The sequence below is a fragment of the Altererythrobacter sp. Z27 genome, from assembly GCF_052683155.1.
In genome coordinates, this window is sequence record NZ_JBQYMC010000001.1 from 1417782 (window position 1) to 1444136 (window position 26355).

The window sequence follows — 26355 nt, forward strand, 5'->3', positions numbered from 1 at the left end:
TGATTTTATGCTAAGCGAGGGCGGCAGGAAGTGGGCCGTTAGCCGAGCGGCTGGTTCCAGCTTGGCCGTATGCCAAAGCTGCCGTACGCTCAGAACTGCAAAGTGACACCTGCAGTCAGCGCATGCCTATCGCCGAAGTTCCCGACCAGGCCGCGATAGTTTACGCTGACTTCTGCGGAACCGGACAAGCCAACACCAGCCGACAGATCGAGCACGCCTGCATTTCTGGAACTATTGGCTCCAACGATCTCGAAAGGAAGTCCACCGTCGAATGCCAGATTTGCCGAGCTTTGGTACCCGCTGAAGACATGCTGCCAGGCCAGAGTCCCTGCGAAGCGAAACACACGTTCTCGCGAGGTCGCATAGTGCGCGCCCATCAGGCTTGAGGCAGATGTAGTAGCATGGCCTACGCCCGAAAGTGCTGCATCACCTCCCGTTTCGGTAAAACCATCGGTGTCGAGGTGAACTAATGTGAACCGTGCAAACGGTTCGACTGTCCCACCTGCTGCCGGCATTTCATGGCCGATCTCGGCAAAGGCGTGAAGCGTTTCGCCATTGTACTTGGCAGACAGCAATTCATCGAAAGCGGGAAAGGAAGCTTCCCGCCGGGTGTCGATTGTGCTGTGCGCGTAGCCGACGCCTGCACTCAAGTTTACAGCCCGCGAGCCTAGGGTGAAGTAGCCCATCAAATGGAAGGACTGAACGTCAGCCGTGGAATGCCGCTGCGCGATCTCAACGTCGCTGTCAGTATAGGCCACCGCGAATCCGGCAACGATATTTTCGTCGAGAGCAAACTGCGCGCCGCCCGCAAGCCCAATTATGTCGTTTTCGATTTTCGCCGTGCCTTCAGCTTTGTCGAAACTGCTCCAGCTACCGATCAATTCAGCCCAGAGGGAGGTGCCACTGGTGCTCGGAACCATATGTTCGACAACGGTGTGGCTCACCAGTCGAACGTCTTCAGCCAGGGCCGTGCGCAGCCCGGCATGGATTTCGCCCGAAAGGCCATCGAAGGCCGCGCGCGCCTCGTTTTCGTCGAGTGTGAGGAGAGCCTGGACCACGGGGTTTTCAAAGCTGAATTCCTCGATCGCCCCGGCCACCTGCAACTGGTTGTAGGTCTGGGCAACGTCGCCGAAGGCGGTGCTGTTGCGCAGCAGGGTGAGCGTCACGGCGTTCGGCGTGTAACCGAGGACAGGAGCGAGGAAGGCAAAGTCCGAAGTCGCCCCGGAAAATTCGCCGGTCACGCCGCCGGTTGCGGTCAGGATCGTGTAGGTCGAGGCCGGGGCGTATTCGCCATCCATGCCGACATGGGTGACAGTGCCGCCGTTGAGCGTGGCGGTGCCGGCAACTGCGATCAAGTCGCTGACGCTGCTCGAAGGATCGACCTCGACTGCGAAGACCGAGCCCGCATCAAAGGTGACGTTTCCGGCCACGTTGATTGTGCCGATCGAATTGCCCGGAGCAATCGTGCCGCCTTCGGCAAGCGCGAGCGAACCGATCGAACCGGTGCCGACCAGCGTTCCGTTGCCCGAGACATTCACCACGCCGCCGAGAGAGCCGGCCACGTTGAGCGTGCCGCCGGCAAGGTCAGTGGTACCGGTAAAAACCGAGCTGTCAGCGGTCAGCGAAGTGTAGCCGGCACGATGAAGGATCGTGCCCGTGCCTGAAATCACCGGATCGAAGGCATAATCGGTCGCGGTGTGGTTGAACACGAGCGTACCGGTCCCATCGCCGAAGGTGAGCGTTGGCACATTGATCGTGCCGGGAGCCGCCGCCGCTTCGCCAGCCGCAGCGCCGATATTGACGGCTCCGACACCCGTTTCATACTGTGCCACCACCATCGAGGCTGTCGATACTGAGCCACCGTTGGCCAGGATCAGGCTACCCGTCCCGCCGTCAGCCACGAGCAACTCCTCGGCATTGATCCAGCTTGATCCCGGGCCATCGACCAAGACTTCGCCAACCCCACTGAATCCGGCCCCGATCTTGGCCAATCCAGTGGCCACGGTGCCGCCATTGGTTATTGCCAGACTGGCATTGCCCAGGCTGGCGAAGTCCAACGCGACCTCGCTCGTCCAGATCGACCCAATGCCGTCAACGTTGATTTCGGCCGAAGATCCGGCGGATGATCCGACATAGCCGACACTGTCGCTGACGCTGCCGCCATTGGTGATGGCCAGGCTGCCCCGGCCTTCCAGGCCGACGAAGAGATTTCCGTCCATCGCCCATGCCGACCCGGCGCCATCGACGGTAGCGGTGCCGTCGGATCCTGCGCTATTCCCGAGATAACCAAACAGGCTGTTGACTGTTGCGCCATCGCTGACCGTCAGTTCGCCCGATCCATACAAGCCGACGAACAGAGGGTCGTCGATCTCCAGCTTCGATCCGGTGCCGGCAATCGTGACGGAGCCGAAGCTCTCTTCGCCATAGCCGATGGCGGCTGCAGCGGCCGATGCGCTGCCGCCATTGGCGATAGACAGAGTGCCCCCGTCGTAATCGCCGACGAAAAGCAAGCCGCCGGTCGACAGCGAGGAACCAGCCCCGTCGATGCTGACTGAGCCGGCCGCGCCGGAGCCGATCGTTGTGTCCCAGCTACTGGTAACGGTGCCGCCGTTGGTGATTGCCAGGCTGCCCGAACCCAGCCAGCCAATGTGGAGATGGCTCCTGTTGGTCCAGGCCGAGCCTGCACCGTCCACCGTGACCGTGCCTTCGGAGCCGACGCCAGTCCCGACATAGGCTTGGAGGTCATTGACGGTGCCACCGTTGGCGATCGTCAGGTTGCCGGTGCCCCTGGCGCCAACGAAGAGGTAACCTGGGCCGGTGCCCGTGTCTTCGTCGAAGTCATCGTAGTCGCCCGGCAAATACACCGAACCACCGCCATTGGCGCCGCTCACGACAAGACTCGCCGCGTCGCTCGCAAATTCGGCGATCACGATCTCGTAAGTCGCGAAAACGCTGCCGCCACCGCTGACCTCCAGCGTGCCGCCGTGCAACAATGTCGAACCGGAATAGCCGGCCTGACCGGTGAGGATTGTATCCCCGGCATAGTGTTCAAGCGCGGCTTTGCCGGAGATGTCGGGCGCAAAGATGTAAGCACTGTCCGTATGATTGAACACCAGCGTGCCACTGCCGTTGCCAAAGGTCAGGAGCGGAGCGTCGATCGTGCCTGCACCAGTGGCTGCAGCGCCTACCGCGGCGCCGATATTGATCGTGCCGACCGAACCTGCCTGCTGTGCGACCGCGACCCAGCCCGCCGACACAGTGCCGCCGTTCGCGATGGTCAGGCTGCCCGTTCCGGCTCTCCCGACGGTCAGCTGGCCACTGTTGGCCAAGGTCGAACCCGCGCCGTCGACCAGCACACTGCCGACCGCACCGGCATTGTAGCCAATGAAGCCGCTGAGACTGTTGACGTTACCACCGTTGGTGACCGCGAGGTGGCCAACCCCTGAGTAGCCGACCCGGAGTAGGCCGGCATTCGTCCATTGGGATCCCGCACCGTCTACCGTGACCGTGCCGTCCGATCCGACATGGTAGCCGATTGTCCCGATGTTGTTGGTGACGAGGCCTCCATTGGTGATGGTAAGGCGACCGGTGCCGTAGTGTCCCACATAGGGGCTTTGGCTCAGGGCCCAGGTGGAGCCAATACCATCGACAGTGACCGTGCCGTCAGATCCAGCCCGCAGGCCGATAGTGCCGAATTCGCTATTGACGACCCCGCCATCCGAAATGGCCAGGGTGCCGGTGTTTGTGTCGCCCACATAAATCCCGGTACCAGCATCCCACGGGCTCGGCTGGGTCCCGCTGCCATCGCCCTTGACGGTCTCCACGTCGCCATTGTCGATCACCACTTGCGCCAGCACAGGGAGTGGCAAAGAAAACGCCGCCAATACCGAGCCTGCCAGCAGCAGCCCGGCTGGCCGCTTGTGCCATTTGCGCGCAATGGAATTAGCGAGGCTTTTGGCGGTACCCATGAACGTCTCCGATACGATGAATGGCATGTGTCACTGGCAAGGCGGCAATCTGGCCGCCCGCCCTCAATCCTGCGGCAGGAAGAAGCCGCCACCATCGAGGCTGTCGGGCTTTTGCGCTGGATAGGCTGCCACGACCGCGCCGCGCCCGCCTTCCGAAAGCCGCGTGGCCGCACTGAACAATTGCTCCTCTCGCCGACCCCGCGGCTCCATGCTGCCGATGCGGGCATCGGGCCGCTCGGCGCCCAGATAGATATCGACCGGCATGAAGGTGTCGCCGGGCAGGAACGTATCTCCGGGAAGGAATGTGTCTCCGGGCAGGAACGTATCGCCCGGAAGGCGCGCGCGCATGTCGCGCAGGTCTTCTGCATAGAACGTCGTCGTTCGCATGGCCACTACCCGGCCGGCCTCCAACCGCAGGAAGTAAACCTTTATCCCGCCTTCCGCAGTTTCGCGGTTTGCCGAGAGGAATAGGCTGGTCGCCACGATGCCAAGCAGCTCCTCACCCGATGCATTGACCACGCGATCCTGGTCGGTCAGCAGCGCCAGAGCCGCCGCTTCGCCGCGCAGGGGCATCAAGGGGATTGGCGTGGGTCGCTTTGCGTCCACCGGCGTTGCCAGTGTGCCTGCCAGCATTGCCGCAGCGAGCAGGCTGAACATGGTCTTGCGCATAGTCATCGTTCCTTTCGAAGCTGATGGAAATCAGTTGAGGCGGAGCAGCATCACGCGGCGATTCAGTGCCCGACCTTCGCTGGTGTCGTTGCTGGCGATCGGTTGCTGACTGCCCAAGCCATATGCGACCAGTCGGTCTGCCGAGATGCCTCTCATGGTGATGGCATTGCGTACCGCATTGGCTCGATCCTGCGAGAGTATCTGGTTGGAGGAAGCATTGCCGACACTGTCCGTATGTCCGACAACCTGCAGCTTGAGCTCGGGCCGCTGAGCCATCAGCGCAACCACGAGGCCGATTGCTGCATCCGATTCCGGCTTCAGCGTCGCGCGCCCGGTGTCGAAATAGACTCCTTGCAGATTGACCTGCCCGCTCTGGTCGAGCTCGGCCGCCATGGCCGAAGGATCGACCGAAACCATGCCTGTATCCATCTCGGCGGTTTCGAGAACCTGCACGGAAGTGCGACCGAAATCCCTCTGCCTGTAGGTGAGGATGGAAACATAGGCGACGCCATCGCCATATCGCAGCTTGCCGGTGAAATAGCGCACGTCCTGCCCGTAGCTGACCATGCCGTTGATCTTGGCGGGATTGTCCAGCCACGTTTCACCACCTGACATCTGGTAGTCGATGGCGAAGCCCCGTTCCTTCAGGGCCTGCTCGTAATTCCGGATGATTTCCAGCGTCGAGCGCCCGGGAGGATTGTTGTAGACGATGCTGGTCAGCTTGCCTTCCAGGGTCTGGGTGATGACCTGGCGTGCCTTGTCAACGCCGACAATCCGGCGATAGTCGGTATAAGACTCGAACTGGCGCGTGTTCTGTTTCGAACCGGCATAGGGTGTCACCAGCGGGTGATCGCCTCCCGGATCCACCGACCCGCCTTGGCCTTGGCTCTGCTGCCCGGTGCTCGTCGTTTCACTGCCCTCGCTGCTCGCTGGTGCGCAGTTCACCTCGCCCATCGCGCATCGGGTTGCCTGGGTAACTACCTCGTCGGCCTTGCGCTCAGTCTCGCGTTTCACCGCATTCTGGACCTTGCGCTTGAGCCCCCCGAGGATGTCCTGCGCCTCTGCCGGCACTGCACTGCCAGAAACAAGTCCGGCGAACGCGACCGCCAGCATCGCGTGGCGCGCAATGCTCAAAGCCGAACGCCTGCCTGAATTACCGCCCCGCATCATGGTCCCCCTGCTTCAATGGAAAGCCCTGCTCCCAAATCCCAAACGGGAAAGGGCGATCAAACCCGCCACGCATGAAGGACATTCGGTGGTAAGCAGACGTATCTGGCGGAAACCGGGCCAATCCCACGTTTCCGGAACAGCAGTGAAATTTCGCTGTCTCCCCGAATGCCATGATGGAGAGTGCCTATGCCCCCGATACGTCGAAGCCTGGTTCTCGCGGTCCCCTTTCTGATTGCCGCTTGCGGCGGGGATAGCGAAAGCGACTCAATCCCGAACGACGGCGAGACCGTCGTGACAATGGGATTGGATGATGACGATGATGGGCTCGGTTCGGTCCACCTGCCGCGGCCCACCTGGCTGCCAGCCGATTTCCCGCTCCCTAAGGATGCCAAAATATTCATCACCGTGGCGAAGGAAGATCAGGATCCACCAATTTACATGATACAAGCCAGAACGCGCAGCGACGGTGAAGCTGTTGCAGATGCCATCGTCGCATGGGGTAAATCGCATGGTCTCGACAGCGCGCGCCTTGAGGCGCGCGTGGAAAATGTCCACCTCGCAACCCTGGCCAAGGGCAACGGGCTGGAAAATGCCAACCTTCAGGTCCTCGACCATGAAGACGGCATCCGCCAGATCGTGCTCGCCGTATCCGGCAAGCCCTGGGAGTGATCCTAGGCTAGAGCAGCTTTGCAGCGCCCCGGCAGGGTTCGACATAGCGTGCGGGGGCGGCGTTGCCAGAGGCAATCAGCGCGGCAAGCGCAGGCTGGATATGGTCGGCTGCCTGCGCCTTCCGCCCCATCCCCAAAAGCGCCATCCCCACGCGACAGCGTGCGGTTTCCGTGGCAAAATGCCCATTTGGCAGGGCTTTCTCGAGCAGGGCCAAGGCAGAGCGCGCATCGCGATCGGCATCGGTCCAGCGGCGCTGCGCCAACCGCATTTCCGATCGTGTAAGCGCCGGAAATGCGCGCCGTGGATGGTCCGGTGGCAAATGGGTGCTGAATGCACGTTCGGCCAGCGTCAACATTTCGTCCGCCCGGCCAAAGTCCCCACGCTGCACCAGCGCAGCCCCGAGGTTTTGCGCTACCTCACCGCGCGCCAGGCCATCGCCATGGAGTTCGAGCAGTTGCTGATACTCGTCAATCGCGGCATCGGCCTGTCCCGCAGCCATCAATGCATTGGCGAGGTTGTTGCGATGGGCAAGGGTGGATCGATGATCGGCTCCCAAGACCGCGTCGCTGATCGCCAGAGCCTCCCGGTGATAGGAGATCGCAGCTGCAGGATTTCCTGCATGGTCCTCCAGCCGGCCAAGGTCTGACAGGGGCAGCGCGCGGCGCAGATGGCGTGCGCCAAACAAGGTGTCGACCAAGGTCAGCGCCTTTGCCAATTCGGCACGCGCCGGGTCGAATTCACCCAGTCCGGTGAGTGCGCGGCCTAGCCCGGAGCGGACTTCAAGTTCTGACTTTGGGTCGCCCAAAGTCTCGGCCATCATCAGGGCGCGCTCAAACAACCCGCGCTGCCTCTGCCAGTCGCCCTCGCTGGCCCAAGCCGTCGCAAGGAGAAGGTCGAGCGCGAGCGGGTCGACCGTGCCACCAGCCTCTTCCAGTATCGCAAGCGCGGCTGCAGTGCGGCGATCCGCCTCTTCGGCATCACCGGAATTGGCCAGAATATTGCCAAGGAAGGCTTGCGCAGCTCCTTCACGCAAGGTGCCCCTCTTAGAGCTGCTCTGGATCACTGTGAGTTCTTCTTCAGCTAGCGCGCGCGCCTTATCCTGGTTGCCGGCACGAAGATGCGCTCGCGCAGCCCAGTTGATCAGGTCTGCCAGTAGCACGGGATCGTCGTCGACCGATTGGCGGGCATCGGCTAATGCCTCGTCGAGCATGGCCGCCGCCGCTGCAGGTTCCAGGCCAAGGCTGTCTGCTTCCAGCAGATCGGCCCGCCGGAACAGTTGCAACAGAACGTCCTTACCCCGCCGCTCGCGGTCCGCAGCGGTGACCGCAGCGTTGCGCTCGCGACTGATTGCGGCTGACGAAAGCGCTGTTGTAAGCGTCCAGCCGACAGAGCCGATCACAACCAGAACGGCAAGTGCTGCAGCCAGGCGATTGTGCCGCACAGCCCGCTGGAGGGTCTGCCGGCGACTGTCCGGCAAGGCCATTGTCGCAACATCCGCCACAAGAGCCCGCAAATCGCCCGCCAGCATGGTCATTGAGGCATAGCGATCCTGAGGCTCTCTCGCGATCGCCTTCGCAATGACAGCAGTCAACGCGCGATCCTGATGATCGGACGGGACCAGTTGCCCGGCGATCAGCCCCATTTGATAAATATCGCTGGCAGCTGAGAGAGATCGTCCAGCAGACTGTTCCGGGCTGGCGTAATCCGGGGTGAAGACAAGCGCTGCATGTCCGCCGTCAAGTTCGCCAATTGGCCGCTCTGCCTGAGCTCGCTCATCCAGTGCTTGGGCTATGCCGAAGTCCAACAGACGAAGCTTGCCGCCTGGCGTGACCAATATGTGCTCGGCCTTCAAGTCGCCGTGGACTACCATGCGGGCATGTGCTGCGCTGACGATATCGGCGGCGTCGGCCAGCAATCCAAGTCGCCTCCTGATATCGACGTCGTTCTGTTTGCAGTACTGATCGATCGGCAAACCCTCGACCAGTTCCATCGCTAGCCACGGCGCACCTGTGTCAGTTTCACCGCCATCGATGATCCGCACGATACCGGGATGATCGAGGCTGGCCAAAAGACGGCGTTCACGCAAGAACAATTCGCGCGCCACGGGACCGATAATGCCGTTGCGCAATATCTTGAGCGCCGCGCGTTGTTCATATCGGCCATCGGCCCTGCACACTTCGTAGACTTCTGCCAGGCCACCGCTTCCACGATGGGCGACAACTTTCCACGGCCCGTAGCAACGGCCAATCCGCGGATCGCCTGACTCGCCCTTTCCGTCCTCCCGGAACAACCCGGCCAGAGTGGCCATGCGCTGGCTTTCAAGTCGGGCGAACAGGTCCCTGCTCCGTCCTTCCATGTGCAGCAAGCGAGATAGTTTGACCTGCATTTCCGGACGATCGGCAAACTCGCCCTGCAAACGCGCCTCACGCTCCTCGAACGGAACTTCGATTAGCCTGTCGAGAGCCGCATCCAGTTCGGCCTGGTCCATGAGAGGGATAACCGAATTTGTCATGCTGCGGGTTTTACCGTGCATGCCGCTCTGCTGACTGTTCCGCGCAGAGACCGAGAAGAAACATTGCAGGCCATCGCTGCGGGATAACGAAAACAGGCCAGTTCTCCCGCCACCTGCCGTGCTTACCCTTCCATGATTTCGGCCAAATAGGTGCGAGCGCGCGCCCATTGTCGCTCCACGGTACGCACCGAGCGACCCAGGGCACTGGCGGTTTCCTCGGCCGTCAGACCAGAGAAGAAGCGGCACTCGACCACGCTTTCGAGTTCTGGAAACTGCTCGCCAAGTGCTCTCAGCGCATCGTCGAGTTCCAGGAAGCGACTGTCGATCTCTTCAGAATGGTCGCGCCCTTCGTCAAGCTGCAGATGAACCGCTCCGGCACCGTGTTTCACAGCCAATTTCCGGCGGGCGTGGTCGATCAGTATCTGGCGCATCGCGCGCGCGGCGGTAGCCAGGTAATGCGAGCGATCAAGATAACGCTCAGAATTCGATCGTGAGAGCTTTAGCCAGGCTTCATGCACGATCAGCGTTGTATTGAGCGACGGCTTATTGGACTGCCGCCCCAGCTGGCGGGAGGCGATACGGCGCAAAGTGTCATAGGTTTCCGCGAACAATTCATCGTCCAGGCTCGCCGATGCCCGGTTCGCGTCCTGTGATGAAGCCCCCGCCTCCATGCCCTGCCCCTTATCAGCGACGGGCCAAGCTTATGAGCTTTCAAGATATCTGCAAGCTACAAGCAGCCAGTTATCGCTACTTCGTCATGTCGATGGAAGTGCCGGCTGAAACTAGTTTGACGAGATGACTTGCTGCGCTTCGCTTGCAAATATGCACGCTCGGGTTGTTCGTTTTGGGTCGGAACCAATCCGTGCATTTACGATCGTAGCGAGGACGCACAGTTGGCTCTATCTCGCATGTCCGCAACATGGAAACAACGCCCAATCCCGAGGCTACACCCTGAATTCAAGACGTAAGCCTTCATTCAGCTTCAAGGCCAAATGTTGCGGTAAAAATTGAGGGGTGAGAAATGCGCAAAGTAGTGACTGGCAGTATTACAGGAATGGCATTGGCTTTGGCGGCTTCCGCAGTCGCCCAAGAGACACCAGCGGCGCAGGCAGAAGTCAATGCTGTGATTGAAGAGGCGTTCACGAGGCAATTAGAATCGATTGCCACGCTCAACTGCGCTGATCGTGATCTCGACTGTCTGTCAGAAGAATTGATCGCACGTTATCGTGTCGACCAATGGGCGCGAGAGCAGTTTTCGAGCAATGCGCTATGCGCTGACTTTGTCGACGAACAAGCTGAAATGTGCTTCGGCATGGTGATGGGGGCAACTGTGTTCAGGGTCGACATGCCCAATACAGCGCGCCTGAAAGAGATCATGGATCTGCACGGTTGGCCCGAGCCGCCCTCATTCAGCGAAGATGTTCAGATTGCCGCTTGGTATCTTGCCCAACATGCACAGATAATCGACGAAACGGGCACATCTCAGTGGGATGTTGCGCTCGCCGAAAGCATCTTGCCGGAGGTTCGCGAGGCCGTGGAGGTAAACCAGCTAACACCGTGGCACTATGCCGCGATGTTCGACCGCATTGCTCGCAACAATGGCGAGCCGCAGCGCTACGCGACGCAAATCATGTGTAGCAATGGCCGAGCGGACTTTGGCGAACTGGAAGACGTCCAACGCGTTACTGAGTTCAGGGCAGAGATCGGTATGGATGCATTTGTTCCGTCAGCTTACGACTCCTATTGCGCCAGCAGCAGTGTGCCAGGCGAAGCCTGAGACCGCTTTCCACCCAGCCTCGGACGATAGAGCCATCGTGACCGGCTCGTGAAAGCAGACATTCGGCTCTTGGGCTATTGGAAGCCAACCTCGAAGGTCTGTTATTGGGACGCATTGCCGACATTCCACTCGACTTCCTTTGCTAAGCAAGCATTGGTGCTTGCACTGAACCGCGGCCTTTGAAACTGGCCGCCGCCCCGACGCAGTGCGCTGACCGGGGCCTTGGGTGGTGGGGGCGACTATTGGGTCGCTCCGAACCAGGAGAACCACCCATGCCAAAGACAACGACGACGAAGCAAACGACCAAGACCGACAAGGTTGTCGAACTGCTGAAGCGCTCCAAAGGCGCATCGCTCGAGGAACTCACCAAAGCTACTGGCTGGCTGCCTCACACGACCCGCGCAGCGATGACAGGCCTTCGGAAGAAGGGAAATGCCGTCGAGCGCACAACGATAGATGGCGTGAGCCGCTACTCGATCGCCAAGGGCACCTGACGCGTGGTGAAGCTAAAGGAACGACTGGTCAGCCTCACCCAGATGGGACGGTCAGAACTTCGGAAGGAATGGGAGCGGGTCTGCAAGCAGTCTGCTCCCAACCTGTCGGCCGACCTGCTCCGCCTCGGGATCGCCTATCGACTGCAAGAAAAGGCTCACGGGGGTCTCTCGCGGGCCTCTCTCTTCGAGCTGAACGCGACTGTGTCCGCCCGACCGGCCATCAAGCCCGGCACACGTCTTGTCCGCAGCTGGAATGGCAGGACCATCTCAGTCTTGGTAGATGAAGGCGGGTTTGTGTTCGAGGACAGGAACTATCCGTCGCTTTCGGCCATCGCCCGCGAGGTAACCGGAGCACATTGGTCCGGCCCGCGCTTCTTCGGACTTCGCGAGCAGGCAGCCAATGGCTAGTCAGGGCCAGGTCGAAGCTGGCGTGAAAGTGCGCTGCGCGATCTACACGCGCAAGTCGACCGAGGAAGGGCTTGAACAGGAGTTCAACAGCCTCGATGCTCAGTTCGAAGCCTGCGCTGCCTATGTCATGAGCCAGCGTCACGAGGGATGGGAAATCGTGAAGGAGCGCTACGATGATGGCGGTTTCTCTGGCGGTACAATGGAACGACCGGGCCTCCAGCGATTGCTTGCCGATGTCGCTGCAGGGAAGGTCCAGGTCATCGTTCTTTACAAGATCGATCGGCTGACCCGCAGCCTGTCGGACTTCTCGCGGATCGTCGAAGTCCTGGATGAGGCAAGTGCCAGCTTCGTATCCGTGACGCAGTCGTTCAATACGACGACCAGCATGGGGCGGCTGATGCTCAACGTGCTGTTGTCCTTCGCTCAGTTCGAACGCGAGGTGACCGGTGAACGCATCCGCGACAAGATCGCTGCCTCCAAGAAGAAGGGCATGTGGATGGGCGGTCCTGTGCCACTTGGCTACGAAGTGCAGGATCGCAAACTGGTCATCAACGAACTGGAAGCCGCCACGGCTCGACATATCTTCGAGCGGTACGCGAAACTCGGCACCGGGCAGTTGCTGCTGGAAGAACTGCGCGAACAGGGGATCCGGACCAAGCGGCGCGTCTACCGCGACGGAACTGTTCGGGGAGATATCCCCTTCACACGCGGCTCGCTGTTCCATCTGCTCAAGAACCGCATCTACCGGGGCGAGATGGTGCACAAGGGTAAGTCGCACCCTGGCGATCACGAGGCAATCATTGATGAGGAGCTCTGGGAACGGGTCCAGCTTCGCATTGCCGAGAATACAGTCGAGAGAAAGCTACGCCGAACTTCGAAGGAGACCAGCCTATTGGCCGGAATGATCCGTGATAGGTTTGGACGAAGGATGAGCCCGAGCCACACGGTCCGAAAGGGCAAGCGCTACCGCTACTACGTGACGCACGCAGCGGAGATCGTCGATGAGACACCTGCCTGGCGTTTGCCGGCGCACGACATCGAGAAGAACGTAGTCGGCAAGCTGACAGATTTCCTCTCGGACCAGAGGACAATCCGCAAGTTGGTCGGGACCGATGATGCCGGGAAGCTGGCCGCTGCCATCACGCATTGCAAGCGCGCCGCGGAACAGCTGTGGTCCAGTACCTACCATCGGCGTACCAGGGTTCCTGCACTCGTCGAGAAGGTCGAGGTCGGGAACGATGCGATCAGGATTTCACTGTGCCCTTCCGGCTTCTCGGACCTTGTCGGGATAGAGATCGACCCGCTGCGATTGCCTTCCCTCACTGCTCCGGTATCCCGCATACGCAAGAGCAAGGAAATCAAGCTCGTCATTGGCGACGGATGCGGGGTTGAACGCGACGAGACGCTGGTATCCCTGCTACGCGAAGCGATGGCGATAAGAGAGGAAGTGCTGTCCACACCCGAACTGACCATCGCCGAGATCGCCACATCAAGCGGTCGCTGCCGCAAGCGCATGAGCCGGTTGTTCCGTCTCTCGTGGATTGCGCCTGAGATCATCGATGCGATCCTCGCTGGTCGACAGCCGCCTTCGCTCAGCCCCAGATCGCTTCTTGCGGTGGACCTGCGTTTGGACTGGGCGAACCAGAAAGCAGTTCTCGGATTCTGATCCCACCGAAAACCAGGTGAGGTCTGGAATTCGGCCACCTGAGACAGGGGCCGGAAATCCGGCGTGACTGCCCCAGCTCCAAAGTCTCACGACCTCACCAGTATTGATGCAGGCACCAAAGCCCGCGGAAATGCGGGCTACACAGGCTCCATCATGCAAGCCGGCCGGAAGTCTGGTAATTTCGGGAGTGAGTGGTGCCGCTTACTGGACTCGAACCAGTGGCCCCATCATTACGAATGATGTGCTCTACCAACTGAGCTAAAGCGGCACTCTCGCCTGCGGCCCATAATCGCACCGCGGGCATGCCGCAACGCCATCATGCGCCAAAACGAAGTGGAGGCCCGAGCCGGAATCGAACCGGCGTGCAAGGATTTGCAGTCCTCTGCGTAACCACTCCGCCATCGGGCCTCGCCCCGCCCTCTCGAACGGGGAGCCGGCGCACTAGCGATTCACGATCCCAATGGCAATCGCATTGATACCTTCCGTAACGTCACGCTGGACGAAGGCGTGCAAAAACGACAGGAAACGCGCCATGAGCGTTTCCGCATTGATTGAGCCGATTACCGGAAAACCTGGTATCGTCACCCTCCCCGGCGCAGCCAACTGGATGCAGGGCCGCACGCTGTATGGCGGCGCATCGGCGCTGATCGCCTATACGCAGGCGATTCGCGCCTTCCCGGACCTGCCGCCCCTGCGTGCGGCACAGGTCGGATTTGTTGCCCCGGTCGGCGAAACGGTCGAACTCAGTGCCGAGATCGTTCGACAAGGCCGCAACGTGACCCAGGTCCGCAGCGAGATCCGCTGCGAAGGCCAGGTTACACTGACCACATTACTGCTTTTCGCCGAACCTCGCGAAGCCAATGCCTCGCATCCGGCGGCGGCGCCGGAGGATTTTCCTCCTCCTCCCGAAGAATGCGACGTGATGCCGACCGACAAGGGCCCCGGCTTCATCGCAAACAATTTCGAACTCAGGCGGGCGCAGGATACCACCGGCCCCGGTGCGCCGGTCGTACGCCGCTGGGCAAAGTTGAAGGATGCGGACGAGCTCGATCCCATCAGCGCACTCGTGCTCATGGGCGACGTTCTGCCTCCCGGCGCGATGCGCGCGATGCGACGGCAGGGGCCGATCAGCTCGATCAACTGGAGCTTCAACCTGCTCGATACTGCGCCATTTACCGAAGGCGGCTGGTGGCTGTCGGAGAACGCCAGCCAGCATGCCGATGGCGGTTATTCGTCAGAGCGGCTGCGGCTGTGGAACAGCTCGGGCAAGCAAGTGCTGGACGGCATGCAGTCGGTCGCGATCTTCGGCTGAAGACCGCGCGACCGGCGTCCGACCGGGTCAGACGTCTTCGAACCGCGGCGCGCGCTTTTCCATCCCGGCCATCACCGCCTCGACCTGGTTCTTCGAGCGCATGATGGCGTGCTGTTCGATGCTCTCTTCAAGCAGGATCGCATCGGTGCTGCGCTCGATCATGCCGGCGTGTAGCCGCTTCGCCGCGCGGATCGCATGTGGGTTGCGATTGGCGACCTCGCTGGCGATGGCGGTAGCGCACGCAACCGGATCGTCATCGACATGGGTGGCAAGGCCAAAGCCTTGCGCCTCGGCTCCGGTGAATTCGCGATTGGTGTAGACCAATTCGCGCAGCACATCGTCGCGCACGAGCCCGCGCCACAATGCATAGCCGCCCATGTCGGGCACCAGGCCCCATTTGAGCTCCATGATTGCCATGCGGGTATCGGGATGGACAACGCGGATATCTGCGCCGCTGGCGATTTGCAGGCCGCCCCCGAAGCATACGCCATGCACGGCGGCGATCACCGGAACCGGCAGCTTGCGCCACAACAGTGCCGCCTGCTGCGCACGATTGGCATTGCCATGCGTTCGCTCGGTCAGCTCCGGTTCGTCAGGGCTCGGCTTGCGCGCGAAATTGGACAGGTCGAGCCCGGCGCAGAACGCGCGCCCTTCACCCGCCAGCACGACCACGCGCAGCCCCTTCATGTTGTGAAGCGCGCGCCCGGCCGCGATGATCGCATCGAATTGCGCCTGGTCGAGCGCGTTCATCTTGTCGGCGCGGGTGAAGCGCACCTGCGCCACACCGTCGCTGCCCAATTCGATCGAGATCCGGTCGTTGTCCTGCATAGTTTCCCTGCCTTCTGGATTGCAGATTGAACCGGCAGGTTGGCCGAAGCGGCGGCGCCTGTCCAGCTACTGCTATTGCGAGTCAAGCGGCACACGCCGGAACCTGAAAGCGCCTGGGCCGGGCGGAGCATCCAACAAATATCCCCCGTCCGGATGCGTCACCAGCATGTGCTCAATCCCGAAACTCGCGAGTTTGCTGCGAACGCGCGCGACATGCACCGCAAGGCTGTTGGTCCCGGGTTCCCGCTCAAGCCGCCAAACCTCCGCCAGAAGCTGCTTTCGGCTCAGCCGTTCGCCCGGCGTTTGCGCAAGCCGCCACAGCAGTTCGAACTCGCGCGGATGGAGGCGGAGCCAGCTGTCCTCGACCCTGCCGTCACGATGGAGCAAGTCGAGCGTGACGTCGCCCGCTTCGATGAAGCGCGGGATCATGTCCTCGCCCAGCGGGCATGGGCAGGCAGCTGGGGCAGAACTCACAGCTTGCCCCCCGCCCGCATCGAATAGACCTTCTCTGGGGTCACGATCAGGTGATCGAGCAATTCGATATCAAGCGCACGGCCAACCTCCGCCAACCGGCGCGTTGCCGCGATGTCGCGCTCGCTCGGGTGGCAATCGCCCGAAGGATGATTATGCGCCACGATAATCCCGCGCGCGCCAAGCGAAAGCGCCTTGGCGAAGAGCTCGCGCAGCCTGATTGGCATATGCGCGGCATGCCCCGCCCCCATTCGACAGTCGTCGAGATAACCACGCCCGGCATCGAGGAAGATCGCATGGAATTGTTCCTCATCGGCTCGCTTCGTGGCGAGGATCTGACGCAAATAGGCCATCATGGCGGCCAGTTGCACACGTGCGAAACCGGCATCCCGATCGAGCGGCGCCAGCCCTTGCGCCGCGATCATGGGCGCCGCCCCGGCATGGAAAGGAATGCCTGCCAACCGACGTTCGCGCTCGCCGGTGTCCAGTCACGATATGGGCCTCTCTTGCGGACACGCCTCATATGCATGGCCAGCCCGCCCGCCATCAGGCCAAGCTGGAAATAGGATGGCCCGATCACGAGCGCGGCATAGGCAATGGGGGTGATCTGGTCAGCAATTCCACGCGCCAGATGCGCGCTGAAGGCGATCAGCTGGAACGCCGCAATCCAGAGCGTGTACATCCGGTTTGCCCGCAACGCGACCATAACGAAGCCGAACAGCACGACCAGATCCTGCATCGCGTGATAGGTATCGAATTGGTCGACCTGGAAAATCGGGTTCCACAACAGGTGGTACCCGCGATGGCCAAGCTCGAAGACGGCGAGCCAGATTAACGCGATCGCACGCTCCGGCCCGCCGCCCCATTTGAGGGCGGCGAGACAGATCAGCCAGGCGGCGACGGTCTGTGCTTCACCCCGAAATGCGAGGATGAGGTCTAGCATCGAGCGGGACGAGGCCTAGGCATGGGCGAGCTCGGATGCGCGAAATTCGGCAGTTGCCAATTCCGGCAGCTCAGTCGGAACGTTCTCCTCAGGTCCGGCATGGACCCGCGCAAGCCGGCTCAGCTCATCGTGGACGCGCAGAAGATTGGTCGACATCGCCATCGCCTGTTGCTCGGCCTGGTTCAGGCGAATCAGCGCACGCTGGCCGGTGTCGACCCCGACTTCGGGGTTCAGCCGCGCGGATAGCATGGCCTGTTTGAGCTTTGCGAAAGCGATCATCGATTCGTCGGCCAGCGCTTCGGCCTCACGTATCAGCTTCTTGATGTTGTATGCATCGCTGAGGATACGATCTGACATTGGAAGTCTCCATGCCTGCCGGGCTCAATCGGCAGGCTGATAATAATCCGCGGGGACTTGCGCCTTTCCGTCCATCGCCTCGCTCAGCGTCAAGGCAGTGGTGACCATCAGCACCACCGCGGCCAGAATGCCGAATGCGATCGCAACGATCGCTGCAAGACGGATCAGGACGGCATTTTCGCCGTCGAGCATCCCGGGGACGACACGGGGCTCTGTTGCCATTTGCCAAGGTGAGAGACCACCGAGCGGCATGACGTCGCTCAGAATGATCTCGCCCGGATCGACCCGGGCCGACTTTTCCCTCGCGAAACCTGCGCCGGCGAGCTGACTTTTCCTGTATGCAGATTCGCTGAAGCCTGTGGCGGCTTCAAGTCCGACATCGGACGGCTCTTCCTCGTTCGTACCGTATTCGGCGCGAAAGCACTCGACCAGCTCGTTGAGGCTGTCGACACTATAGAAATCCTTGAGGGCGCGGACATGCTGATTGATCCGGGTTTCAGACACACCCAGATCCTGCGCGATGACCTTGATCGGAACGCGGCGGTCGATTCGTTCCAGTACGGCGAACTGACGCCTGGTCAGCTTCCGCCCGGCAGGGGGGACCATCGGCTACTCCAATATCCTGATGCCACACCCCCCACTAACACAGAAAATCGGCTAAGGCTCCGAAATCAGTATGCTAGTCGATCGTTTTCTGGCCTCTGGGCATCATGCAGCCGTGCTGTTCACTCCCAGGCTGGTAAGGTAGCGGCGGATATTGCGCGCTGCCTGGCGCAAGCGCTGTTCGTTCTCGACCATGGCGATACGCACAAAGCCTTCGCCATTCTCGCCATAGCCAACGCCTGGCGCCACAGCGACCTTCGCTTCGGTCAGCAATTGCTTTGAGAACTCCAGGCTGCCCATATGCGCCAGTGCCGGCGGCAGCGGCGCCCATGCAAACATCGAGGCCGGCGGCGGCGGGATTTCCCAGCCTGCACGTCCGAACGCCTCGACCATCACGTCGCGGCGCTTGTGATACAGCTGGCGGTTGGACTCGACGATGTCCTGCGGCCCGTTGAGCGCGGCGCAGGCCGCCGCCTGGATCGGCGTGAAGGCGCCATAATCGAGATAGCTCTTCACGCGCGTCATCGCCGCGATCAGCTGCTGGTTGCCGACCGCAAAGCCCATGCGCCACCCGGCCATCGAATAGGTCTTCGACATGCTGGTGAATTCGATCGCGACATCCTTCGCACCCTTCACCTGCATGATCGAGGGAGTCGGATTGCCGTCGAAATAGAGCTCCGAATAGGCAAGGTCCGACAGGATCCAGACCTTGTTCGCGCGCGCCCAGGCGACCAGCCGCTCATAGAAAGCCAGGTCAACGACCTCTGCGGTGGGGTTCGATGGATAGTTCACCACCAGCACGCTGGGCCGCGGCACAGTGAAGGCCATCGCCTTCTCCAGGCTGGCGAAATAATTCTCGTCTGGCGTGGTCGGCACCGAACGGATCGTCGCCCCGGCGATGATGAAGCCGAATGTATGGATCGGATATGACGGATTGGGCGCCAGCACCACGTCGCCCGGCGCGGTGATCGCCGTGGCAAGGCTGGCAAGCCCTTCCTTCGAACCCATGGTAACCACCACTTCACGTTCGGGATCGAGTTCGACCCCGAAGCGGCGGGCGTAGTAATTGGCCTGCGCGCGGCGCAGACCGGGGATGCCCTTGGACTGCGAATAGCCATGCGCATCGGGCTTCTGCGCCACTTCGCACAGCTTTTCGATGACGTGCGGCGGCGGCGGCAAGTCAGGATTGCCCATGCCCAGATCGATGATGTCTTCGCCCGCCGCGCGCGCCGCTGCCCGCATCGCATTCACTTCGGCGATGACATAGGGTGGCAGGCGCTTCATGCGGTAAAAGTCGGTATCCATCCGGGTCCTTCCATCGAGCCGCAGCATGATTGCCCGGCCCAGTGCATACGAATCTACGCTAATAGTAGTCGAACTGAAAAGGCATTCTCGCTATACCGCATCGCAGCACAGATAAAGAGGATCGAACCAGCGATGGCCAGCGACGGCAGCGACCAATTGGGCGGCTTGGACGAACCCTTCCGTGCTTTCTTCGACATGCAGGGCGAAGCGATGCGCGAAATGATGGGCCAGTTCCTCCCGGCCAAAGCGCTGGCTGACTGGTCGAAGTCAGGCATCGCCGCCAGCGACGCGCAGGAATTTGCCAAGGTCGCCCGCGAAATCCAGTCGATGTGGTTCGAATTCATGTCCGAACGCACCCAGGCCAAAGGCGACAGCGCCAATCCTTTTGATCCGGCGCAATGGCTCACGCTGGCACAAGGCATGGCAAAGCAGATGCCGCAACCCCCGCTCGAAGCTGCGCAGAAGCTGGCCAGCGACACCATGGCGGTGTGGCAAGGCGTGATGGGGAGCTTCCTTGGCAGCGCGGGCGGCAAGGATGCGGTCGCCGCCGATGCGCTGCCGCGCAAGGACCGGCGCTTTGCCGCCGAGGAATGGCGCGCACATCCGGCCTTTACGTTGCTGCACCAGACCTATCTGATGATGGCCGAATATTTCATCGGGGCGGCGAAGAAGGTCGAAGGCATCGCGCCAGAAAAGCGCAAGCAGCTCGAATTCGCCACCACCGCGCTGGTCGAGGCAATGAGCCCGGACAATTTCATCCTTACCAATCCGGTCGTGCTCAAACGCACGATCGAGACCAAGGGACAGAACCTGCTCAAAGGCATGCGCCACCTGATCAACGACCTCAAGCGCGGGCAATTGACGCATACCAATGCCGAGGCGTTCGAACTGGGCGTCAATCTTGCCGCCACACCCGGCAAGGTGGTGCATGAAACGCCGCTATACCAGCTGGTCCAGTACAGCCCTTCGACCGAGCAGGTGTTCGAAGTGCCGCTGGTCATCTTCCCGCCGTGGATCAACCGCTTCTACATTCTCGACCTCACACCCAAAAAGAGCTTCATCAAATGGGCGGTGGACCAGGGCATCACTGTGTTCGTGGTAAGCTGGAAATCGGCCGATGCGAGCATGAAGGACGTGGTGTGGGACGATTACATCCGCGCCCAGATCGACGCGATCGACACGGTGCGTGCGCGGCTCGATGTGCCGTCAGTCCACGCGATCGGCTATTGCGTGGCCGGAACCACGCTGGCTGCCACGCTGGCGGTGCTGGCGCGGCGCGGTGAGGCCGACAAGGTCAAGAGCGCGACCTTCTTCACCGCGCAGGTCGATTTCGAGAAGGCGGGCGACCTCAAGCATTTCATCGATGACGGGCATCTGGACATGATCAAGAGCCTGTCAGCCGACGGATATCTCGACGGGCGCTATCTTGCCGCGACCTTCAATTCGCTGCGCGGCAAGGACCTGATTTGGAACTATGTCGTCAACAACTACCTGCTCGGCGAAGACTATCCCGCCTTCGACCTGCTGCACTGGAATGGCGACGTCACCAACCTCCCCGCCAAGTGGCACGCGGATTATCTTTGCGACCTCTATCGCGACAACAGACTGGTAGTGCCCGATGCGCTTTCGGCCGACGGCACGCCGATCGACCTGACGCAGGTGAAGACACCGAGCTACGTCCAGGCCGGGCGCGAAGATCACATTGCCCCAGCCGAAAGCGTGTGGCGGATCACCGAGCACTTCAAGGGGCCGCTCACCTTCCTGCTGGCAGGCTCGGGCCATATCGCCGGCGTGGTCAACCCGCCTTCCGCCGGCAAGTACCAGTACTGGACCGGCGACAGCGAGGCCAACTCGCTCGATGAATTCGTCGCCGGAGCCACCGAGCATCCGGGCAGCTGGTGGCCGCATTGGCTGGCATGGCTCGAGGGCCAGGACGCGAAGCGCGTCACCGCAAGCGGCAAACGCAAGCCCGGCGGCAAGGGCGATCACGTGATCGAGGACGCGCCCGGCCGCTACGTGAAGACGCGCTAATTCATTCAAATATCGTCGCTATCCAATTTTTTGTGCAGTGCACAAAAAATCCTTGACTTCGCAGTTGCAATGCCTATTTTGTGCATTGCAACATAAAGCGAGGTTACCATGGCCGACGAAGCCAAAGCGAAAATCGATGCTGCCGCCGAAAAAGCCTATGCCGAAGCGGCTGCAAAGAAGGGTTTGAGCGAGAAGACCGTCGAGAAGCCGGTCGAAGCCGAGGCCCCCAAGGCTCAGCCGGTTGCTGCCAAGACGGTGGCGAAGGCTCCTGCCAAGAAAACCGTCGTGAAGACCGCTGCCCCCAAGAAGGCGCCCAAGAAGGCAATTGCCAAGAAGACCGTCACCAAGAAGGCGGCTCCGAAGAAAATTGCTGCCAAGCCGGCCGCACCGAAGAAAACCGTCAAGGCTGCTGCGAAGACCGCCGCGCCGACCAACCCGTTCATCCAGATTAAGGACAAAGTCATGGCCACTGCCAAGAAAACCGATTTCAGCAAGACCGCCAAGGAATTCCTGGCCGACGCACAGACCCGCGCGAAGACCGCATTCGCCAAGTCGGGCGAACTGGCTTCGGAAGTCAACGAATTCAACAAAGGCAACGTCGAAGCCGTCGTCGCATCGGGCAAGATCTTCTTCGCCGGCATGCAGGACCTCGGCCGCGAACAGGTTGAAGCGACCAAGACCGTCGTCGAAACCGTCACCGAAGATTTCAAGAAGATGGCTGCCGTGAAGTCGCCGACCGAGCTGGTGCAGCTCCAGGGTGAACTCGCTCGCCGCAACTTCGACGCAGCTGTTTCGTTCGGCTCGAAGAACACCGAAGCTCTGGTGAAGCTCTACAACGACGCTTTCGCGCCGATCTCGAGCCGCGTGAGCCTCGCTGCAGAAAAAATCAAGAAGGCTGCCTAAGCCCTTCGGCGCACCCCAAAGTTCTGGCCGGGGACTCTCTCCTCTCCCACCCCGGCAGAATCCAAAGGGCCGGTTGGACGATAGTCCAGCCGGCCCTTCCTTTTGTCGTCATGCTTCGCGTGCTGTTAACCGCGATGCTGCATTAGATGGCACATCCCATCTTGCGATTGAGGCAAGCGATACGATATTGCGCACTCAAATGCTGAACCGCACTTCTCCTTTCCACGTCGTCAAGGCGCACGCCACACCGCTTGCCATTGCCGCAAGCGGCAATGAAGGCGAGCCGGGCAATGAGAACGAAGTCGGTATCGCCACCAAGGCCAAGGCGCGCCCCAAGAAGCCGAGCCAGTACAAGGTGCTGATGCTCAATGACGATTACACCCCGATGGAATTCGTGGTGATGGTGCTGAAGCGTTTCTTCGCGATGGACCTCGAGCAGGCGACCCGGGTGATGCTGCACGTCCACCAGAAGGGCGTCGGGGTTTGCGGCATCTTCCCTTACGAAGTGGCCGAGACCAAGGTGAACCAGGTGATGGACTTCGCCCGGCAGAACCAGCACCCGCTGCAGTGTACGCTGGAAAAGGCCTGATCTTCCAAACGCCGTGTAATCTGTAGCTTGCTGCGCTTCGGGGCATGACCGCGCGAGATTTTCGCGCTAGGGATGCCTCAAGAGGCAATAGCTAGCGAAATTCGGCGACCACGTGCTCAAATTCCTGCCCAGCATAGACCGATACATACTGCGCCTGGTGGTGTTCCCCATGCTCGGCGTGTTTGCGCTGGCGGCATCGCTGTTGCTGCTCGACAAGATGCTGCGGCTGTTCGATTTCGTCGCGGTCGAAGGCGGGCCGGTCTCGGTCGTGTTCAAGATGCTGGGGGCGCTGATCCCCGAATATGCCAGCCTGGCGATCCCGCTCGGCCTGCTGCTCGGCGTGCTATTGGCATTCCGCAAGCTGGCGGTCTCGAGCGAACTCGACGTGCTGCGCGCAGTTGGGCTGGGCTACACGCGGCTGCTGCGGGTGCCTTATCTGATCACGCTTGTGCTGGTGGCGGTGAACGTCGCACTGGTGTTCTACATCCAGCCGATCAGCCGATATTATTACGAGCAGATGGAGTACGAGCTGCGCTCGGGCGCGTTGGGTGCGTCGATCAAGGTCGGCGAATTCACCACGCTGAAAGACCGGATGGCGTTGAGGATCGAGGAGAGCGAGGATGAAGGACGTCGCCTGAAGGGCATCTTTGCCCGCGTTTCCAACACCAAGGGGCAAGTGCTCTCGATCTCCGCGCGCGAAGGCGCGTTTCTCGCTACCAGCGACAGCCCCGACACGATCATCCTGCGCCTGACCGACGGCACGATCGTGCAGGATACGGGCGGCAATACGCCGCGAGTGCTCAGTTTCACCCGCCACGACCTGCCGATCGACCTGCCGCGCATCGAGGAATTCCGCAAACGCGGCGATGCAGAGCGCGAGTACATCCTGCCCGAGCTGCTCCGGATCGGATGGAGCGACAAGGAGCCGGAGACAAAGCGCGACGCGAGCCAGGCCAGTTTCAATTTCCGCCTTGTCGAGGTTGTGATGATGCTGCTGATGCCGCTGCTGGCGGTTTCGCTCGCGGTGCCGCCAAAGCGATCGACCAGCGCGCTGGGCGTGTTCGTCTCGATCGTGATGGTGGTCTCGTACCACAAGGTTAACCAGTATGGTGAGGACATCGCCGCGCTAGGCAGGGTCGATCCGATCATCGCGCTATGGGGGCCCTTCGTGCTCTTCGCGATCCTGATCCTGTGGATGTATCATCGCGTGGCCAATGTACCCGGCGGCCAGGCTATCGGCGCGCTCGAAACCGCTTCGGCCAAGCTGGGCAAGCGGCTGCGCAAATTGTTCAAGCGGCGCCAGTCGCGCCAGGTCGCCGCGCTCGAAGCGGCACCGGCGGAATAGGGCGCGAATCACATGCAGCTTGATTTCTTCCCTTCACGCACACTCACCTTCTACCTCGCGCGGATGTTCATCGTCCGCATTTTCGCGGTGCTGGTGATGCTTGTGCTGGTGCTGATGATGCTCGACCTGCTGGCGACCAGCGGCGAGATCCTGAGCGTGGAAGGCAATGGCCAGGGCGAATTGTGGACCTATGCCCTGTTACGGATCCCGCAGCTGATTGCGCGCTTCCTGCCCTATTCGGTGCTGCTGGCAACGATCATCACGCTGGTCACGCTCAACCAAAACAGCGAAGTGATCGCGATGAAGGCCGCCGGGCTTTCCGCACACCAGGTGCTCGCCCCCTTGCTGCTCACTGCGGCGCTGGTTTCGGTAGTGAGCTTTGGCTTCAACGAGCGGGTCGTGACCCGCGCCACTGCGACGTTGAAAGCGTGGGAAGCAGCCGATTACGGCCCGGTACCGGAACATTCAGAAGTGCGGGCCAATGTCTATCTGACCGACGGAACAAGCGTCCTGACCGCGGCGAGCATGAGCGGGACCGGCAGCAGTATCGCCATGCGCGACGTGACCTGGTATTCGCGAAGCGATAGCGGGATGATCCTGACGCAGGTCCGCGCCGCTCGCGCAAGCTACGCAGCCCCCGGATGGAAGCTCGAGGAAGCCGAGCGCTTCGACGTCGGCACCGCCAAGGCCCAGGAACTTCCGGAAATGGTCGTGGGGCGCGAGCTAACGCCCGACAAGATCGAGCTCGATACGGTCGATCCTGATGCCCAGCCCTTCTGGAAACTGTCAGACTCGATCGCAGCCTATGAAGCGGTGGGCCGCCGCACAGCAGAATTGCGCGCAAAGTGGTGGCACAAGCTGTCAGGCCCGCTTTCGGCCTTCCTCATGCCGCTGTTGGGGGCAGTCGCCGCCTTCGGCCTGGCGCGTTCAGGCCAGCTGTTCCTGCGCGCGATCATCGGCATGGCGCTGGGATTCGCCTATTTCGTGATCGACAATGCCGCGCTCGCGATGGGCAATTTCGGCGGATATCCGCCCTTCCTCGCGGCGTGGGCGCCATTTTTCCTGTTCCTGCTGGTGGGCGAGACAGTGCTCGTCCGAACAGAGGAATAATCAGGCGACCTTTTGCCCCATTGTGCTGCGTGCAATCCGCGCCACCAGAGCCAGCATTCCGGAATGGTTCGCCCCATCATAGGTTGAACTCACACCCAGCGCGGCCTTCAGCCTGCGGTGCGCCTCGGGCAAATCGTGATAGGGCATCGAGGGCATGAGGTGGTGTAGCGCGTGATAGCGCAGGCCCACCGGTGCCCAGATCTCCGCAGCGAGGCCCGGCGGCGGGACATTGACGCTGTCGAGGAACTGCGCGGTCACTGTCATCGGCTCGCCGTCATTCTCCCACAGATGCGCCACCAGCGTGCGCAGCTGGTTGAGAACAGCCGTGAGCGAAACGATCGCCAGTGCGATCAGCAGCGGGCGCCAGCCAATGAATTGCGTGCTGGCGAGCACTGCCCAGGCCCAAATGAACCCGCCCAGTTCCTGCCAGAAGACCCGCTTGGCGAATGCGCCTTCGGGCGGCTTGCGGCGGAATTCGGGATTAATCATCAATGCCGAGGCGCGTTCCCACACCATCCGGCGCAGCGGCGGGATCACCACACCCAGCGGCACCAGGACTGCAAAACGCAGCAACAGCCCGATCGGCGCCAGCAGCGCAATCAGCACGAAGCTGGGCAGGCTCCACGGCTTCATCAGCGCGAGCGGCAGATATTCCGGATCCTCGACAGTGCCATATTGCGTGCGCTTGTGATGGAGCGTGTGCACGCCCTCATACATGAAGCTGGGCACCAGCATGGGGATGCCGACCAGCATGTTCCACGCGGTGCGAAACCCCGGCAGGGCATCGCGGTGGATATGGGTCAGTTCATGAATGAACATCAGTGCGCGGTAGAGCGCCAGCGCAGAAACCAGTCCCAGCGCCACGGCGAGCGCCAAATTGTCGGCCAGGATTGCACCGGCCATCGCGCCGTAGCCGATCGTCACCGACGCCAGCATGTCGGGCCAGTACCAGGCAGCCCGCGCTTCGCCGAGGCCCTTGGTCAGGTCGCGTGCCGCGCGCAGCATATCCTTGTCATCGGCGGAGATGAACTGGGCGCGCGTGGCCGGCGCACCCTGCGTACGCGGCATTGAGTTGGGTTCGAGGGTCTGTTCCATGGTCATGCTTCTGTATCTTGAAAAGGCCTTTACCGCACAAACTGCGGTGAGGACAAACAAGTCCTGTCTAACAGTGTAATCGACTGGCTTGCTTGACTTGGCGCAAAATGCCCGCACTGGGTATAGCGGG

The 26355-nt window shown here is 61.3% G+C and carries 24 protein-coding genes and 2 tRNA genes; 11 read left to right on the plus strand and 15 right to left on the minus strand.

The genetic code is table 11. The annotated features are described in order from the left end of the window. Positions 1–89 precede the first annotated feature (89 nt). From ACUJ47_RS06915 to ACUJ47_RS06925, 3 genes are all read right to left on the minus strand, one after another. The gene (locus ACUJ47_RS06915; RefSeq protein WP_445537674.1) at positions 90–3968 is read right to left on the minus strand and encodes an autotransporter domain-containing protein; all 3879 of its coding nucleotides are present in this window, start codon (positions 3966–3968) and stop codon (positions 90–92) included. A gap of 63 nt (positions 3969–4031) precedes the next feature. Further along, complete coding sequence (locus tag ACUJ47_RS06920) at positions 4032–4643, minus strand: hypothetical protein (RefSeq protein ID WP_445537675.1); 612 nt, start codon at positions 4641–4643, stop codon at positions 4032–4034. A gap of 24 nt (positions 4644–4667) precedes the next feature. Further along, positions 4668–5771, minus strand: a complete 1104-nt coding sequence (locus ACUJ47_RS06925) for an OmpA family protein (RefSeq protein WP_445537676.1) — start codon at positions 5769–5771, stop codon at positions 4668–4670. Positions 5772–5993: 222 nt separating this feature from the next. On the opposite strand from ACUJ47_RS06925, the gene ACUJ47_RS06930 reads away from it, so the two are divergent. Beyond that, positions 5994–6476, plus strand: coding sequence for a hypothetical protein (locus tag ACUJ47_RS06930; protein WP_445537677.1), 483 nt, complete (start codon positions 5994–5996; stop codon positions 6474–6476). Positions 6477–6483: 7 nt separating this feature from the next. Here ACUJ47_RS06930 and ACUJ47_RS06935 read toward each other — a convergent pair whose 3' ends face one another. Next, positions 6484–9009 carry a tetratricopeptide repeat protein gene (locus ACUJ47_RS06935; RefSeq protein ID WP_445537678.1) on the minus strand — a complete coding sequence of 842 codons (2526 nt, stop codon included), beginning with the start codon at positions 9007–9009 and terminating at the stop codon, positions 6484–6486. Positions 9010–9110: 101 nt separating this feature from the next. Beyond that, on the minus strand, positions 9111–9659 hold the full coding sequence (locus ACUJ47_RS06940; RefSeq protein ID WP_445537679.1) for an ECF-type sigma factor: 549 nt from the start codon (positions 9657–9659) through the stop codon (positions 9111–9113). A gap of 350 nt (positions 9660–10009) precedes the next feature. Here ACUJ47_RS06940 and ACUJ47_RS06945 point away from each other — a divergent pair, with 350 nt between their 5' ends. From ACUJ47_RS06945 to ACUJ47_RS06960, 4 genes are all read left to right on the plus strand, one after another. Continuing rightward, the gene (locus ACUJ47_RS06945; protein ID WP_445537680.1) at positions 10010–10765 is read left to right on the plus strand and encodes a DUF6624 domain-containing protein; all 756 of its coding nucleotides are present in this window, start codon (positions 10010–10012) and stop codon (positions 10763–10765) included. 272 nt (positions 10766–11037) lie between these two features. Then, positions 11038–11259, plus strand: coding sequence for a DUF3489 domain-containing protein (locus ACUJ47_RS06950; protein WP_445537681.1), 222 nt, complete (start codon positions 11038–11040; stop codon positions 11257–11259). Positions 11260–11265: 6 nt separating this feature from the next. Next, the gene (locus tag ACUJ47_RS06955; protein ID WP_445537682.1) at positions 11266–11667 is read left to right on the plus strand and encodes a DUF2924 domain-containing protein; all 402 of its coding nucleotides are present in this window, start codon (positions 11266–11268) and stop codon (positions 11665–11667) included. Then, positions 11660–13333 carry a recombinase family protein gene (locus ACUJ47_RS06960; RefSeq protein WP_445537683.1) on the plus strand — a complete coding sequence of 558 codons (1674 nt, stop codon included), beginning with the start codon at positions 11660–11662 and terminating at the stop codon, positions 13331–13333. The genes ACUJ47_RS06955 and ACUJ47_RS06960 overlap by 8 nt, the downstream gene beginning before the upstream one ends. A gap of 192 nt (positions 13334–13525) precedes the next feature. Here ACUJ47_RS06960 and ACUJ47_RS06965 read toward each other — a convergent pair. Beyond that, positions 13526–13601 (minus strand) — tRNA-Thr (locus ACUJ47_RS06965). A 66-nt stretch (positions 13602–13667) separates the two neighbouring features. Next, positions 13668–13741 (minus strand) — tRNA-Cys (locus ACUJ47_RS06970). 124 nt (positions 13742–13865) lie between these two features. On the opposite strand from ACUJ47_RS06970, the gene ACUJ47_RS06975 reads away from it, so the two are divergent. Next, the gene (locus tag ACUJ47_RS06975) at positions 13866–14645 is read left to right on the plus strand and encodes a thioesterase family protein (RefSeq protein ID WP_445537684.1); all 780 of its coding nucleotides are present in this window, start codon (positions 13866–13868) and stop codon (positions 14643–14645) included. A gap of 27 nt (positions 14646–14672) precedes the next feature. Here the strand turns inward: ACUJ47_RS06975 and ACUJ47_RS06980 are convergent, their stop codons facing one another. The 7 genes from ACUJ47_RS06980 to ACUJ47_RS07010 form a co-directional block, all read right to left on the minus strand. Next, positions 14673–15473 carry a crotonase/enoyl-CoA hydratase family protein gene (locus ACUJ47_RS06980; protein WP_445537685.1) on the minus strand — a complete coding sequence of 267 codons (801 nt, stop codon included), beginning with the start codon at positions 15471–15473 and terminating at the stop codon, positions 14673–14675. Positions 15474–15545: 72 nt separating this feature from the next. Beyond that, on the minus strand, positions 15546–15947 hold the full coding sequence (locus tag ACUJ47_RS06985; RefSeq protein ID WP_445537686.1) for a winged helix-turn-helix domain-containing protein: 402 nt from the start codon (positions 15945–15947) through the stop codon (positions 15546–15548). Then, positions 15944–16369 (minus strand): JAB domain-containing protein, encoded by a 426-nt coding sequence (locus tag ACUJ47_RS06990; protein ID WP_445537687.1) that lies wholly within the window; start codon positions 16367–16369, stop codon positions 15944–15946. The genes ACUJ47_RS06985 and ACUJ47_RS06990 overlap by 4 nt, the downstream gene beginning before the upstream one ends. Beyond that, complete coding sequence (locus ACUJ47_RS06995; protein WP_445537688.1) at positions 16366–16887, minus strand: hypothetical protein; 522 nt, start codon at positions 16885–16887, stop codon at positions 16366–16368. The genes ACUJ47_RS06990 and ACUJ47_RS06995 overlap by 4 nt, the downstream gene beginning before the upstream one ends. A gap of 15 nt (positions 16888–16902) precedes the next feature. Further along, entirely contained in the window at positions 16903–17244 is a 342-nt protein-coding gene (locus ACUJ47_RS07000; protein WP_445537689.1) for a hypothetical protein, read from the minus strand. A 24-nt stretch (positions 17245–17268) separates the two neighbouring features. Next, complete coding sequence (locus ACUJ47_RS07005) at positions 17269–17850, minus strand: hypothetical protein (protein ID WP_445537690.1); 582 nt, start codon at positions 17848–17850, stop codon at positions 17269–17271. Positions 17851–17952: 102 nt separating this feature from the next. Next, positions 17953–19152: an LL-diaminopimelate aminotransferase gene (locus ACUJ47_RS07010; RefSeq protein WP_445537691.1), complete on the minus strand. Its 1200-nt coding sequence runs from the start codon at positions 19150–19152 to the stop codon at positions 17953–17955. A 132-nt stretch (positions 19153–19284) separates the two neighbouring features. On the opposite strand from ACUJ47_RS07010, the gene ACUJ47_RS07015 reads away from it, so the two are divergent. The 5 genes from ACUJ47_RS07015 to lptG all read left to right on the plus strand — a co-directional run bounded on the left by ACUJ47_RS07015 (position 19285) and on the right by lptG (position 25130). Beyond that, a complete protein-coding gene (locus tag ACUJ47_RS07015; RefSeq protein WP_445537692.1) occupies positions 19285–21183 on the plus strand; it encodes a PHA/PHB synthase family protein in 1899 nt (632 codons plus the stop codon). Between the two features lie 108 nt (positions 21184–21291). Continuing rightward, positions 21292–22086, plus strand: coding sequence for a phasin family protein (locus ACUJ47_RS07020; RefSeq protein WP_445537693.1), 795 nt, complete (start codon positions 21292–21294; stop codon positions 22084–22086). Positions 22087–22285: 199 nt separating this feature from the next. Beyond that, positions 22286–22675: an ATP-dependent Clp protease adapter ClpS gene (gene clpS, locus ACUJ47_RS07025; protein ID WP_445537694.1), complete on the plus strand. Its 390-nt coding sequence runs from the start codon at positions 22286–22288 to the stop codon at positions 22673–22675. A 112-nt stretch (positions 22676–22787) separates the two neighbouring features. Continuing rightward, a complete protein-coding gene (gene lptF, locus ACUJ47_RS07030; RefSeq protein ID WP_445537695.1) occupies positions 22788–24020 on the plus strand; it encodes an LPS export ABC transporter permease LptF in 1233 nt (410 codons plus the stop codon). Positions 24021–24032: 12 nt separating this feature from the next. Further along, a complete protein-coding gene (gene lptG / locus ACUJ47_RS07035) occupies positions 24033–25130 on the plus strand; it encodes an LPS export ABC transporter permease LptG (protein WP_445537696.1) in 1098 nt (365 codons plus the stop codon). Here lptG and ACUJ47_RS07040 read toward each other — a convergent pair whose 3' ends face one another. Next, on the minus strand, positions 25131–26231 hold the full coding sequence (locus ACUJ47_RS07040) for a fatty acid desaturase family protein (RefSeq protein ID WP_445537697.1): 1101 nt from the start codon (positions 26229–26231) through the stop codon (positions 25131–25133). Between the last annotated feature and the right edge of the window lie 124 nt (positions 26232–26355).

Excerpts from the sequence above, each read along its gene's own strand:
- clpS (WP_445537694.1), top strand. The coding sequence starts at position 22,286 with ATGCTGAACCGCACTTCTCCTTTCCACGTCGTCAAGGCGCACGCCACA.
- ACUJ47_RS07010 (WP_445537691.1), bottom strand. The coding sequence starts at position 19,152 with ATGGATACCGACTTTTACCGCATGAAGCGCCTGCCACCCTATGTCATC.
- ACUJ47_RS06915 (WP_445537674.1), bottom strand. The coding sequence starts at position 3,968 with ATGGGTACCGCCAAAAGCCTCGCTAATTCCATTGCGCGCAAATGGCAC.
- ACUJ47_RS06950 (WP_445537681.1), top strand. The coding sequence starts at position 11,038 with ATGCCAAAGACAACGACGACGAAGCAAACGACCAAGACCGACAAGGTT.
- ACUJ47_RS06990 (WP_445537687.1), bottom strand. The coding sequence starts at position 16,369 with ATGATCGCGGCGCAAGGGCTGGCGCCGCTCGATCGGGATGCCGGTTTC.
- ACUJ47_RS06995 (WP_445537688.1), bottom strand. The coding sequence starts at position 16,887 with ATGCTAGACCTCATCCTCGCATTTCGGGGTGAAGCACAGACCGTCGCC.
- ACUJ47_RS06920 (WP_445537675.1), bottom strand. The coding sequence starts at position 4,643 with ATGACTATGCGCAAGACCATGTTCAGCCTGCTCGCTGCGGCAATGCTG.
- ACUJ47_RS06940 (WP_445537679.1), bottom strand. The coding sequence starts at position 9,659 with ATGGAGGCGGGGGCTTCATCACAGGACGCGAACCGGGCATCGGCGAGC.
- ACUJ47_RS06935 (WP_445537678.1), bottom strand. The coding sequence starts at position 9,009 with ATGCACGGTAAAACCCGCAGCATGACAAATTCGGTTATCCCTCTCATG.
- ACUJ47_RS07000 (WP_445537689.1), bottom strand. The coding sequence starts at position 17,244 with ATGTCAGATCGTATCCTCAGCGATGCATACAACATCAAGAAGCTGATA.
- ACUJ47_RS07015 (WP_445537692.1), top strand. The coding sequence starts at position 19,285 with ATGGCCAGCGACGGCAGCGACCAATTGGGCGGCTTGGACGAACCCTTC.
- lptG (WP_445537696.1), top strand. The coding sequence starts at position 24,033 with ATGCAGCTTGATTTCTTCCCTTCACGCACACTCACCTTCTACCTCGCG.
- ACUJ47_RS07020 (WP_445537693.1), top strand. The coding sequence starts at position 21,292 with ATGGCCGACGAAGCCAAAGCGAAAATCGATGCTGCCGCCGAAAAAGCC.
- ACUJ47_RS06980 (WP_445537685.1), bottom strand. The coding sequence starts at position 15,473 with ATGCAGGACAACGACCGGATCTCGATCGAATTGGGCAGCGACGGTGTG.
- ACUJ47_RS06975 (WP_445537684.1), top strand. The coding sequence starts at position 13,866 with ATGAGCGTTTCCGCATTGATTGAGCCGATTACCGGAAAACCTGGTATC.
- ACUJ47_RS06930 (WP_445537677.1), top strand. The coding sequence starts at position 5,994 with ATGCCCCCGATACGTCGAAGCCTGGTTCTCGCGGTCCCCTTTCTGATT.
- ACUJ47_RS06960 (WP_445537683.1), top strand. The coding sequence starts at position 11,660 with ATGGCTAGTCAGGGCCAGGTCGAAGCTGGCGTGAAAGTGCGCTGCGCG.
- ACUJ47_RS07040 (WP_445537697.1), bottom strand. The coding sequence starts at position 26,231 with ATGACCATGGAACAGACCCTCGAACCCAACTCAATGCCGCGTACGCAG.
- ACUJ47_RS07005 (WP_445537690.1), bottom strand. The coding sequence starts at position 17,850 with ATGGTCCCCCCTGCCGGGCGGAAGCTGACCAGGCGTCAGTTCGCCGTA.
- ACUJ47_RS06945 (WP_445537680.1), top strand. The coding sequence starts at position 10,010 with ATGCGCAAAGTAGTGACTGGCAGTATTACAGGAATGGCATTGGCTTTG.